Origin of the sequence: Ureibacillus sp. MALMAid1270 (genome assembly GCF_049202975.1) — a bacterium.
Classification (GTDB): Bacteria; Bacillota; Bacilli; order Bacillales_A; family Planococcaceae; genus Ureibacillus.
In genome coordinates, this window is the sequence record NZ_JBMIRP010000078.1 from 16025 (window position 1) to 28331 (window position 12307).

Sequence of the window (12307 nt, forward strand, 5' to 3'; positions counted from 1 at the left end):
AAACATTAAACTTTTGTAAAAAAGACCGCTCCAATCAAAGGGAACGGCCAATTCATTATTTGTAAAACACTTTTTCTACATTATATTTTGCACGTAAGAAGTTGATCGCATATGTTTCGTAAATTTCACGTTCCATTGGATCTTCAACTTCATAAACTTCGATTTTGTATACTTCATCACGATATTTTTTGATTGGTGATACATTATCTTCAAAGTGTTTTTTAATACGTTGGCGAAGTTTTCTTGCTTTCCCAACAAACAACACTTCATTATCCTTATTATAAAATAAGAAGAATCCGCCTTTTTCACGAGTGATTTTATGAAAATCGATAAACCCATTAATTGGTGTAATCGGTACTTCTCCTTCTTTTAACTCTTGTTTACGTTGATAAATGACTACATCTGGTTTTGGTAGTTCTATTTTTATCATTGATGGTCACACCCTACTACTCATTATTTTGGTATATCTGCTTATTAAGGCCATTCCTCATTATATATGATGTACAGGATAATATGAAGCAAATCATCAAAATAGGATTTACCACAGAGAAAAAACTATCCTTTTGCAGCTAAATTTTATTCATGTATAATGAAACATAGAGGTGAATGAGATGTTTGTTAGTGAAAAAAAGATAGAAATTCGATATGCTGAAACGGACCAAATGGGTGTTGTATACCATGCCAACTATCTTGTTTGGATGGAAATCGGTCGTACAGCACTTATAACTGAACTTGGTTTTAACTATGCAGGTCTAGAAGAGAAAGGTTATATTTCTCCAGTGATCGATTTATCAATTCAATATAAAAAAGCAATGCGTTATGGTCAAATTGCAACTGTACGAACTTGGGTTGAGTCCCATTCTAAACTTAAGACTACATATGGCTATGAAATTCTTCACGAAGATGGTTCGGTTGCTGCTACGGCGACTTCTTTACATACATTAGTTAAGAAAGAAAACTTTAGACCATACCCATTAAGTAAGGTAGATTCTGATTGGGATGCAAAATATACAGAAATCGCACATATTCAATAAACCTTTTGACTAGCTCAATTGCTAGTCATTTTCATTTTTAATTTGAACTAAACTACAAACATCAAAAGAAACTTGTTATAATGACGTTTGTGGAAAAAGAGAGGAGGTATGTTCATGGTATTAAAATTAGCCGAAGTGGATACAGTTAAATGTTTTATTGTCTTAACGAATACTGCCCGTGAAGCTATAAAAAAACATTTCCAAGATGAACATGCCTTTTTTAAATTGCAACAATCATTCCTTGTATACATAGAAAAACAAACGTTAGATCAATCATCGATTTCATTATCTATATATTTTGATCAAAAACGAAACAATTTACTTTCAAAAAAATTTGCTGGCCGAGTAGTTATAATGGATTGCATTTTTGACTTGAAAAATGGTCTTGTAGCGAAAAGTTTCCGTACACGTAGCGGCAATACAGCTATAGAAACGAACCGTAGAAAACCGATTCGCATTCACTTTGTTGCATCGCGTATTAACGGACATACGTATCCGAAAGAATTTATTCAATTACTTGCTGATTTACCGGTTGCACAAGAAAGATACGATTATGTGAACAAGCGCATTACAAGCTGGGAAGGTTATTTAAAAGTACTCAATAAAAATGCTGATATTGAGGATATTGATGCCACTTTTCATTCAGTTCAGTATCAAGCGGATTACTCAGTAGTATCGCTTCGCCTTAACGATTTAGACGATAAACAATGGAAACAACTAAAAGGATTAAGTGCTTACGTAAAAGGTTTTAAAAAGGAAATTGGTGAGGTTTCAAAAGTTAATCGAGGAAATCGACAAGTTGAGATTACTTTAAGTCCAATGGTTTCTAAATTAGCGAAAAACAATGAATTTGATTTTACCTCAGAAATGATTACCTTCAGTAATGCTTCAACAAAATCCCAACTAAATCGTCTATTAAAAGGCTTCGAGAGGCTAAAGGATGGTTTAGCTGCAAATGCAAATCTTGAGAATATCCTTTTTGAAGACAAGCCCAATATTATTGAGAGAAAAAAAGATGTTGATATTGAATTCCATAATAATTTAAATAAGTACCAACGGGAAGCCGTTATTGGCGCAATCAGTGCAGAAGATTTATATGTCATTCAAGGTCCTCCAGGAACAGGGAAAACGACCGTTATTTCTGAAATTTGTTACCAAAATTCAAAAGCAGGATTAAAAACATTAATTGCTTCTCAATCGAACCTAGCAGTTGATAATGCACTTGGGCGTCTTTTATCGAACAAAGATATTCGAATTTTGCGTTACGGACGAACTGAAAGCATTGAAGAAGAAGGTAAAAAGTTTATTGAAGAAAATGTTGCTGATTATTGGAAAGCTCAAACATTAGAAGCTGTTACCCATGAAATTAGTGAACATCAAAGCAAAGAACAGCAATTACAAGATCAGATTAAAAGCTGTAAAAGTCAAATTAATATATTTAAAGATAAAGAAATTGAACTTCAAAAAGCAGTTATTGCAAAACAAGAAGCAGAAAAAGAACTAGCTAAAATCACTACAGAAATTCAAGAGCTGAAAAAGAAAATTATTCCATTAAAAAAGCAACGTGAGAAAACAGAAGAAGCGATTGAAAAATTAAAGGATTCCAAACAAAAAATAACGGCGAAACTTGACGAATTGCACCAACAAATTTCAACACTCGGCACAATAAATGAGATTGATACAACGATACAGCAGCATAAAGACCAAATCGCCTTATTAAACCAAACTATTGAATTTACAAAGCTTACGAAACAATTACACCAATATGAATCGCAACTATTTGATGTTACAAATAAGCTAAACCAGTATGATTCGAGTTCTTCAAGCTTAAGTTCTACCATTAATGAAGTGGAAGCAATGAAGAAAATTTATGATGTGGAACAATTTATAGAGCGATATGAAATTCGTAGAGGGTTTGTCTTAAATCAGTTATTTGCTGATATTCAGAAAATACATCAACAATTACTTCAATTTGAATCATTAAAAGATATTTCGAATCGATTAAATAAAGCAATTGAATATGCCAATCAAACATTAGGAATAAATGTTCAAATTGATTATGTTCCTGCTAATCATGTTTATTCATTACAAGAAATCAATGAATTTCTAACTAAACTTAGTTACGCTTTTGCACAAAAGAAAATCAATAAAGAAAATGGAGCCCGTTCCGTACAAGGGTTATATTTACGAAGACATTACTTATATCAAATGACCGAAAAATATAATGCCTTAATTCAGGAATCGAAACTTGTTTTTACGAAAATAAAAGAAGAAATAATTGATCAACTTTCGAAACAAGAAGGCTCCAATGAGTTAACTATCCAAAATCTAAAAAAGAAAAAGCTTCAACTAACAAATCTTGTTTCGCAAACGAAAAACGAACGTGACAAACTTCCAATACAAGATGAAAGTAGATTATCCATAGAAGAACTACAATCCACTATGAGTAATCTTACAAAAGAAATTGAAACATTACAGAGAAATAAAGATAAAGTAACAGAGCTTCAAACAAAACTAGCTGCTAAAAAAGATGAGGAAGAGCAAGTTACAAGTGAAATTTCAAATGGTCAAAACGTTCTAGCTGAAATGATCGAAGAACTAAAACAACTTAATGCGTCAGGAATTCAACTAGAAAAAAAATATAGTGAAATCGAACAAATTATAAAACAAAATCCTGAAGCAGAATTAGAGAAAACTACAAAACAGATCAAGGATCAAGAAGATGAAATTGAACTACTTTTAACAAAGATTGAAATGCTTCCTATTACACAATCACTACAAAATGAGTGGAAAACATTACTTGACCAATCAACTGAACATGACTTAGAAGAAATTCGAAAACTTTATGTAAAACATGCTAATGTAATTGGTACAACTTGTGTTGCCTCTGCCAACAAAGAATTTATGGACAACTATCCAATTTTTGATGTTGTAATTATCGATGAGGTGTCTAAAGCAACACCACCTGAGCTATTATTACCAATGCTTAAGGGTAAGAAAATTGTTTTAGTAGGGGACCATCACCAGCTACCGCCATTAATTGGTGATGACACATTTGAGGAAACATTAGAGGAAGTTATTAAAGAGAGTAATACTTTTGAAGAAAAACGCGAGCTTGAAAAGCTGTTGGAAGAATCTTTATTTGAACGAATGTACAAAAACCTACCTCGTTCAAACAAACAAATGCTTGCTATTCAATACCGTATGCATGAAAACATTATGCAAACAATAGCGCCATTTTATAAACATGAAAATGATTCATTAAAATGTGGGCTTCCTGATTCAGACGCTGCTCGTGACCATAAGCTCGTTAGCAAGTTTATTAATCGAAATGACCATTTACTATGGTTTGATATTCCAAACGAATCTTCCTACTTTGAAGAAAGAATGAAGGAAGGCTCAAGTTTATTTAACGAAACTGAGTTAATAACAATTCGTAAGCTACTCATCGATTTAAATGAAGCGACAGAAAAGGCAAAATCTGAAGGTGAATTCGAACTGGATTCCTTGAAATCTGTCGGTGTCATCAGTTTCTATGCGGAACAAGTGAAACGAATTAACCAATTGATAGATCAGCTAAATCTAGAACATCTACATATTCGTACAGGTTCTGTCGATAAGTTCCAAGGGATGGAAATGGATGTTATTTTAGTAAGTATGGTTCGTAATAACGACAACAAACACGGAGATATTGGATTCGCGAAAGATTACAGACGATTAAACGTTGCCTTATCACGAGCGAGGGAACTATTAATCTTAATCGGTAGTACAGATATGTTTACAAATCGACCGAAAAAGAAAGAAACACAAGAGATGTATCGTAATCTATTAGAAACCGTTAAAGAGCAAAAAGGGTACCGCTATTTTATTAATAATTAACTGGGGTAATACGGTCTTATGAAACTACAATCATTACTAGAAAAATTTACAGCTCAATTACAACCAAACGAAAAATGCTTCGAATCAACTATATGGTGTTTACCTGTTCATACAATCCAAGTTTCGTATAAACCAGTGCTCCGTAGGCAGATGGATATTTTAATGAAAATGTTGCTAATTACGGTTCAAAAAGCTCATTTCCATAATGCCTCACAAATTAGTGAAATATTATTAGTCGAGCAACTGTTTGTTCAAGATTTATTATCGAAGATGGAAAAGATGAAACTGATTGAACGAAACGAACAAGGTTACGAAATTACGGAAAAGGGAAAGGCTCAGTTAGAAAGTGGAGTGTATGAGGAGGAACAAGATATTACCTCAGTTGAACTTATATATAGTTCAACCCATGAACACTTTTTAACTGGTGATTTGGAAGAAGTACTCGAGTTTGAGGATTTTCCAGAACAAATATATCGTTATTATCAACAAAGTGAGCAACCTTCTATTTCAAGTGAATTATTAATAAAAGAAATTCAATCCTTGGACTATACAGATGAAGAAGATGAAGGAAAATCAGATCCGATATTTATTACAAGTTTTGAAGAAATCCAATATGAACAAATTAACGATATCCCTTGTATTGAGTTGTTAATTTACAATGAACAAACTGATAAAATCTATCCTCGTATTTGGAATACATTATTAAATAAATGGGATTCCGTAATTGAAAAAGAAATAATTCAAAATGAAAGTGCAACTTGGAAAGAAAAGATATTAGAAGGAAAATAATATAGAATATTGCAAACATTTTCAATTCATGATACTATTACTTTAATTTCATCAAATCTTATCAAGAGAAGCAGAGGGAAATGGCCCTATGAAGCTTCAGCAACCTCTAACTTTGTTAGAAAGGTGCTACTTCCAGCAAGACGTATGTCTTGAGAGATAAGAGAGCGCGATAATGGAAACATACCCTCTCATTCTCTTGCTGGAATGAGGGGGTTTTTTTATATACAAATATTTGAACCATGGTGAAATCCGACCAAAATTTAAGAAGTGGGGGAATACAATTGCCAATTAATATACCTAAAAATCTACCTGCTGGCGAGATTTTAAGAGAAGAAAAGATTTTCGTCATGGAAGAAGATCGAGCAAGTTCACAAGAAATACGTCCATTAAACATACTAGTTTTCAACTTAATGCCAGAAAAAGAGAAAACAGAATTACAACTTTTACGACTGTTAGGGAACACTCCTTTACAGACAAATGTAACATTCTTAAATACCGCTACATATACATCAAAAAATGTTTCAAAATCTCATCTAGAAATGTTTTATAAAACATTCGATGAAATCAAACATCGACGTTTCGACGGTATGATTATTACAGGTGCACCAGTTGAACGTATGGAATTTGAAGATGTGAATTATTGGAATGAAATAACACGCGTGATGGATTGGGCAAAAGTAAATGTTACATCGAATATGTATATTTGCTGGGGAGCTCAAGCAGCCTTGTACCATCTATTTGGAATTGGAAAATTTGAATTACCTAAAAAATGTTCGGGGATCTATGCACACGTAATTACTGATCTAACAGTTGATTTAGTGCGCGGATTTAGTGATGAATTCCTAGCACCACATTCAAGACATACTGATGTGTCGCTAAATGAAATTCGCAATCATCCAGATTTACGTTTACTTAGTTACTCTGATGATGCTGGGGCATTTATCATCCAATCAAAAGATACAAAACATATTATGATTACAGGACATTTAGAATACGATGCTACAACTTTAGCAGATGAGTACCACCGAGATGTTGCAAAAGGTGAACCAGTTGATATACCAGTAAACTACTTCCCAAATGATGATCCGACTAAAGCTCCGAAAAACACTTGGAGAGCACATTCTCATTTATTATTCTATAACTGGCTAAACTACTACGTATACCAAGAAACACCATATGATTGGCATTATGTTGATGAAAATGAAGATGATTCAATTGAATATCATATTTAATAGTAAAGCGAATGTTTCGATCTAATTGAAACATTCGCTTTTAACTATTTTGGGTTTGTTTGTCTATCCTTATGGAACAAAATATTAATCCCTTTTAGAACAAATAGAATCCCAATCACATGAATAATTATGTTTCCAATGTTACCAAGTGGTTCATAATTAAATCCGAAAAAAATTAATCCCACTACAATTGCTAGTATTCCTGTTACATATTTAAATTTCAAGGCGTCACTTCCTATTTCTTAACTTCGCACACTTGTTATATTAAATAGTTTAAACTATTCATAGGGAGAAAGGAATTACAATTATTTGAATTTTTAAAAAATAAATTCTAGTGAACGATTTTACCATCTAATATGTCTAATAAGTAAAGGGGTGTGAAAATGAACTCAATTGATTTATATAAACAAGCCATTAAGGGCGATCCTGAATCATTTCTTCAAATATTAAAAATGAACGAAGACATACATTACCGAATTGCTTATAGTTTTTTTAGAAATGAACATGATGCACTTGATGCCATTCAAGAATTTACATTCAAAAGTTTAACCAAAGTACATACAGTGAAAAATCCTGAGTATCTTTCCACATGGCTAATCAGAGTATTATTAAATGTTTGTCATGATATAAAGAAGAAAAAAATAAGAGTTGAGTTGAAAGAAACTATTGAGGAAGGCGAGTATTTCGAATCTATCAATTTGGAACTATCTGAAGCAATTGCTAAACTTCCATTGAATCAACAGCAATTAATTTATTTGAAATACTACAAAGATTTGAAAAATGAGGAAATCGCAAACGAAATAAATGTTCCCGAGGGTACTGTGAAGTCCCGACTACATGCTGCAATTAAAAAGTTAAGAGTTTTATTTAGTGAGGGAGGGAACTGAACATGAACGAGAAAGACTTAGAACAGCTTAAGACAGAATTGAATCAAATTGAAATTCCAAAAGAGAGGTTAGCCATAGCCCGTAATCAAGGGTATACAAAATATAAAAATAAGTTGATCAAAAAGAGAAAAATAATTTTACGTGTAGCACTCGCAGCCATATTTTTACTAGCCTTTGTAACTACTATACGTGTCTCTCCAGCATTTGCACAAACAATTGCCAAAATTCCTGGATTCGCTCCTCTTGTATCGCTTATTACGTACGATAAAGGGGTAAAAGATATTGTCGATAATAATTATTATGAGGAATTAGGAATAGTTCAAGAAAAGAATAATTTAAAATTCACCATTTTAGGTACAATTGCAGATGAGTCTGGAATGATTATATTTTATCAGTTAGAGTCTACTGAAGATATATCTGAACTTGTAACTAAAAGTTTTAGAATAAAACAAAACAACAAAGAACTTCCAACAACCTATTCTTGGTCACCTAAAGGTAAATCGAAAATTATTCAAAATCAGTTAGAAGTTGTTTCTCAAGATCCTTTAGATTATTCAAATCCAAACTTCGAACTTGTTATCACTTTCAGTAATGAGATTGAAACTACTTTTGAAGTACCATTTACATTAACAAAACCCATTGCTGAATCTAAATATTTTGAATTAAATCAAACCGTTGAAATCGATGGTCAAAAGTTATTGATTGAATCATTAAAGATTTCACCGATAAGAGCACATATTAAAGTTAAAGCAGATCCAAATAATACAATGCAAATTTTAAATATTGAATATTTAAGTCTTGTAGATGAAAACGGGGAAGATTGGGGAAAGATTACAAGTGGAGTAATTGGTTTTGGAGGATTTAAAGATGAAACGAACAGTATATTCATCCAAAGCAATTATTTTAGAGAACCAGAAAAGTTGACTCTTGTTATTGATAAAATTGAAGCATTACCAAAGGGAGAAGATTATATTGAAATCGATTTCCTTAAAAAAGAAGTATTAAAAAACCCTATTGAAAATGAAGTTACTATACAATCCATCGGTGATAGTTCTTTAGATGTTACCTATCCAGAAGGTAGCAGGCTACAGCTGTATAATGTAATCGATGCAAATGGAGAAGAATTTCATTATTATACTCATTCAATGATAACAGGAATTATTAATAACAATGAATCATCTTATTACTTTGATTTGAATAATGCTGTGAATCCTGTAAAAATTTATATAAGCAGCTATTCCAATTACTTAAATGGCTCAGCAAAAGTAGAAATTCCAATGAATTAAAATTAAATATTATTCCATTATAATGTTCAACTCGACCACAGTTTCGGTCGAGTTTTCTTTTTCTCCTTTTATTTTGTATAAAGACTTTATTTATAGAAAAAATACGATAATAAGGAGGGTTTTGAAATAATGAACGAACAATTAAATTATGGTGATGACTATAAATACATTCCCGTTACATCCATTTTAAGCGGAGTTGGGCAAACAGTTACAGAAGATATTTATGTTTATACAATTCAAATTGTTAACATTTGTTATGTTGGTAATGAGAACAAATGGTCTTTAATTGATGCGGGTATGCCAAAATCAGCAGATAAAATTATTGAAGAAGCAGAAAATCGTTTTGGTCCAAATGCACGACCAGAAGCGATTGTTCTTACCCATGGACACTTTGATCATGTTGGAGCGATTATTGAATTAATTCAACATTGGAATGTTCCTGTTTATGCACATGAGTTTGAAATACCTTATTTAACTGGGCAAAAAAATTATCCAGAACCAGATTCAACAGTAGATGGTGGACTTGTTGCAAGAATGTCTCCTTATTTTCCAAATGAGCCAATACAATTAGGTTCTCTTGTACAACCACTTCCAAGTGACCACACTGTGCCTTCATTAGCTGGTTGGAAATGGATTCATACACCAGGTCATTCACCTGGCCATGTTTCATTCTTCAGAGAAGAGGATCGTGCACTTATTGCTGGTGATGCGTTTATTACAGTTAGGCAGGATGAACTATTTAAAGTACTTGTCCAAGAGAAAGAAATAACAGGTCCGCCAAGATACTTTACAACAGATTGGGATTTAGCAAGAGAATCTGTTATAAAAATCGCTTGTTTAAATCCAACAATAGCTGTAACAGGTCATGGTGTTCCAGTAAAAGGTCAAGAATTTAAAAATCAACTAGAAAAATTAGCTAAGAATTTTGACGATATGGCAAAACCGGATTATGGAAAATATTTAAACTAAATTGCTTAAACAGGTTTCATTTATGGAGCCTGTTTTTTGTATGCATATAAAAGGAATATATCTTATTCTATCGAATATTATGAGCAAGGAGCATTTTTGTTAGTAGAGTTAATTTTACGTTCAAAAAAGGGGGAACAATATTTGTATGGTGTATATTATTGAAGGTAGCCGTACTGCATTTGGTGGTTACGGAGGAGCTTTTTTAAACACAGAGGATGTCGATTTAGGAGTTGCAGTAACAAAAGAAGCATTAACACGTAGTGGTGTAGATGCAGGGAAAATTGATGAGATCGTATTTGGTAATATCATTCACACTCATAAAAATTCAGCTTATTTAGCTCGCCATATTGGGTTAAAAAGTGGATTACCAATCACTTCATCAGCTCTTACTCTTAACCGTTTATGTGGTTCTGGTTTACAAGCCATTGTTAGTGGCACACAATCCATTCTTTTAGGTGATGCTCAAATTGTTGTAGCAGGTGGAACAGAAAATATGTCTCGTGCTCCACATATACTTAAGGGCACACGTTTTAGTAATCCAAACAAAGCGCCAGTCATTGATGATATGCTTTGGGGTACGTTAACAGATGAATATATCGGTTGCGGTATGGGGATGACTGCTGAAAATCTAGCAAAAAAATATGAGATTAGTAGAGAAGAACAAGATGCATTTTCTGTTCAATCCCATCAGAAAGCCGCTCACGCTATAGAAACGGGACGTTTTGCAAAAGAAATCGTACCAGTTAAGGCGAAAAACGCCAAAGGACAAGAAGTAATTATCGATCAGGATGAACACGTTCGTACAAACATTAGCGTAGAAAAAATGAGCACATTAAAACCAGCGTTCTTAAAAGATGGGACTGTCACAGCAGGAAATGCAAGTGGAATCAATGACGGAGCTGCAGCGGTAGTAATCGCCTCAGAACAAGCTGTAAAGGAAAACAATTTAAAACCACTTAGCCGTATTGTCGCTTGGGCTGTTGCTGGGGTAGATCCAAACATTATGGGAATTGGACCTGTACCTGCAATTCAGAAAGTTTTAAATAAAGCAAATCTCACAGTTCAAGATATCGATGTATTTGAACTAAATGAAGCTTTTGCTGCTCAAAGCATAGCGGTCATCAAAGAATTACAATTAGATCAAGAAAAAGTAAACGTAAACGGTGGGGCAATTGCTTTAGGTCATCCTGTAGGAGCAAGCGGTGCACGAATCACTTATTCTTTAGCAAAAGAATTACAATTACAAAATAAAAAGTATGGAATTGCTTCACTTTGCATAGGTGGCGGGCAAGGTATCGCAGTTCTATTAGAAAATGTAAATTAATTTGGATAAAGGATATATTCGTTTCAATAAGAAGCGTATATATCCTTTTTTCATTGGAAATTCTTAAAATCTTTGAAATAATAAAAAAGATTTCATAAATACATAATTAATAAATGAAACTATTTTCTTGAGGGCTCCGTCCAATAGGAAATTTAAAAGGAGGAGGGGCTTTTGATTGAACAAACAAGTTTTGAGGAATTTATTCGAACCCATGGTGAAGAGTTATTGCGATTAGCTTTCACCTATGTAAAAAATAAACAAACTGCCGAGGACATCGTACAAGATGGGGAAACAGAAATACAATTAACCCCACTAAGTAAGGAATTAAAACCAATATCGGAACCACTTACACTTTCAGATGGCGGTGTAGCTACAATCTATCAGCGTGATGAAATAATCTATTTTATTATTGAAAAAGATGGTAAGTATCATTACATTCCTTATTTTGATTACTATGTTAATGAAGATCCTCAGTATGTAATCTATGAACTACCTTTACAAGAAGACAGTACGACTGGAAATATTGGGCTTGTAGAAGCTAGAAACAATTCAACTTATGAAAAGAGAATGTTCTTTTACTATAGTGAAACAAATGATAACTACCAATATTACGAATCAACAAATACCATTGCAGATCTTCGCATTGATTTAGATGAAGATGGACAATTTGAAATCATATTTGATGACGGTATCGGATCCATCGTTAAAATAGAGGACGGATTAATGAAGGCAACGAATATTGCTAACAACATTAGAGAACCAGAGTGGATTAGAGAGTGGATTAGAGGTTATATTTCAGTTGAACTAATAGGTCCTATCGCAACTGTGACATATTTAGATGCAAATGGATCGAAAAGTGGATTTTATGATTTCAAATCAACAAATGAAATCATACTCTATGATTAAC

The 12307-nt window shown here is 33.0% G+C and carries 11 protein-coding genes and 1 riboswitch; of the genes, 9 read left to right on the forward strand and 2 right to left on the reverse strand.

From position 1 onward, the window contains the following. Window positions 1-55: 55 nt before the first annotated feature. Window positions 56-430, reverse strand: a complete 375-nt coding sequence (locus ACOQFO_RS10005; RefSeq protein ID WP_421689526.1) for a nucleotide excision repair endonuclease — start codon at window positions 428-430, stop codon at window positions 56-58. A 181-nt stretch (window positions 431-611) separates the two neighbouring features. On the opposite strand from ACOQFO_RS10005, the gene ACOQFO_RS10010 reads away from it, so the two are divergent. The 4 genes from ACOQFO_RS10010 (at window position 612) to metA (ending at window position 6934) form a co-directional block, all read left to right on the forward strand. Beyond that, window positions 612-1034: an acyl-CoA thioesterase gene (locus ACOQFO_RS10010; protein ID WP_421689527.1), complete on the forward strand. Its 423-nt coding sequence runs from the start codon at window positions 612-614 to the stop codon at window positions 1032-1034. A gap of 114 nt (window positions 1035-1148) precedes the next feature. Next, window positions 1149-4913 (forward strand): AAA domain-containing protein, encoded by a 3765-nt coding sequence (locus ACOQFO_RS10015; protein ID WP_421689528.1) that lies wholly within the window; start codon window positions 1149-1151, stop codon window positions 4911-4913. An 18-nt stretch (window positions 4914-4931) separates the two neighbouring features. Then, window positions 4932-5702 (forward strand): hypothetical protein, encoded by a 771-nt coding sequence (locus tag ACOQFO_RS10020; protein WP_421689529.1) that lies wholly within the window; start codon window positions 4932-4934, stop codon window positions 5700-5702. Between the two features lie 55 nt (window positions 5703-5757). Next, window positions 5758-5865, forward strand: a riboswitch (SAM riboswitch). A gap of 118 nt (window positions 5866-5983) precedes the next feature. Further along, entirely contained in the window at window positions 5984-6934 is a 951-nt protein-coding gene (gene metA / locus ACOQFO_RS10025; protein ID WP_421689530.1) for a homoserine O-acetyltransferase MetA, read from the forward strand. 44 nt (window positions 6935-6978) lie between these two features. Here metA and ACOQFO_RS10030 read toward each other — a convergent pair whose 3' ends face one another. Then, the gene (locus ACOQFO_RS10030) at window positions 6979-7158 is read right to left on the reverse strand and encodes a hypothetical protein (RefSeq protein ID WP_421689531.1); all 180 of its coding nucleotides are present in this window, start codon (window positions 7156-7158) and stop codon (window positions 6979-6981) included. A 159-nt stretch (window positions 7159-7317) separates the two neighbouring features. On the opposite strand from ACOQFO_RS10030, the gene ACOQFO_RS10035 reads away from it, so the two are divergent. From ACOQFO_RS10035 to ACOQFO_RS10055, 5 genes are all read left to right on the forward strand, one after another. Next, window positions 7318-7821, forward strand: a complete 504-nt coding sequence (locus ACOQFO_RS10035) for a sigma-70 family RNA polymerase sigma factor (RefSeq protein ID WP_421689532.1) — start codon at window positions 7318-7320, stop codon at window positions 7819-7821. A gap of 2 nt (window positions 7822-7823) precedes the next feature. Beyond that, a complete protein-coding gene (locus ACOQFO_RS10040; protein ID WP_421689533.1) occupies window positions 7824-9107 on the forward strand; it encodes a DUF4179 domain-containing protein in 1284 nt (427 codons plus the stop codon). A gap of 129 nt (window positions 9108-9236) precedes the next feature. Further along, on the forward strand, window positions 9237-10076 hold the full coding sequence (locus ACOQFO_RS10045) for an MBL fold metallo-hydrolase (protein WP_421689534.1): 840 nt from the start codon (window positions 9237-9239) through the stop codon (window positions 10074-10076). A 145-nt stretch (window positions 10077-10221) separates the two neighbouring features. Beyond that, complete coding sequence (locus ACOQFO_RS10050; RefSeq protein ID WP_421689535.1) at window positions 10222-11400, forward strand: thiolase family protein; 1179 nt, start codon at window positions 10222-10224, stop codon at window positions 11398-11400. A gap of 171 nt (window positions 11401-11571) precedes the next feature. After that, window positions 11572-12306: an RNA polymerase sigma factor gene (locus ACOQFO_RS10055; RefSeq protein WP_421689536.1), complete on the forward strand. Its 735-nt coding sequence runs from the start codon at window positions 11572-11574 to the stop codon at window positions 12304-12306. Window position 12307 lies beyond the last annotated feature (1 nt).

Excerpts from the sequence above, each read along its gene's own strand:
- ACOQFO_RS10040 (WP_421689533.1), top strand. The coding sequence starts at position 7,824 with ATGAACGAGAAAGACTTAGAACAGCTTAAGACAGAATTGAATCAAATT.
- ACOQFO_RS10005 (WP_421689526.1), bottom strand. The coding sequence starts at position 430 with ATGATAAAAATAGAACTACCAAAACCAGATGTAGTCATTTATCAACGT.
- ACOQFO_RS10015 (WP_421689528.1), top strand. The coding sequence starts at position 1,149 with ATGGTATTAAAATTAGCCGAAGTGGATACAGTTAAATGTTTTATTGTC.
- ACOQFO_RS10020 (WP_421689529.1), top strand. The coding sequence starts at position 4,932 with ATGAAACTACAATCATTACTAGAAAAATTTACAGCTCAATTACAACCA.
- ACOQFO_RS10035 (WP_421689532.1), top strand. The coding sequence starts at position 7,318 with ATGAACTCAATTGATTTATATAAACAAGCCATTAAGGGCGATCCTGAA.
- ACOQFO_RS10050 (WP_421689535.1), top strand. The coding sequence starts at position 10,222 with ATGGTGTATATTATTGAAGGTAGCCGTACTGCATTTGGTGGTTACGGA.
- ACOQFO_RS10045 (WP_421689534.1), top strand. The coding sequence starts at position 9,237 with ATGAACGAACAATTAAATTATGGTGATGACTATAAATACATTCCCGTT.
- ACOQFO_RS10010 (WP_421689527.1), top strand. The coding sequence starts at position 612 with ATGTTTGTTAGTGAAAAAAAGATAGAAATTCGATATGCTGAAACGGAC.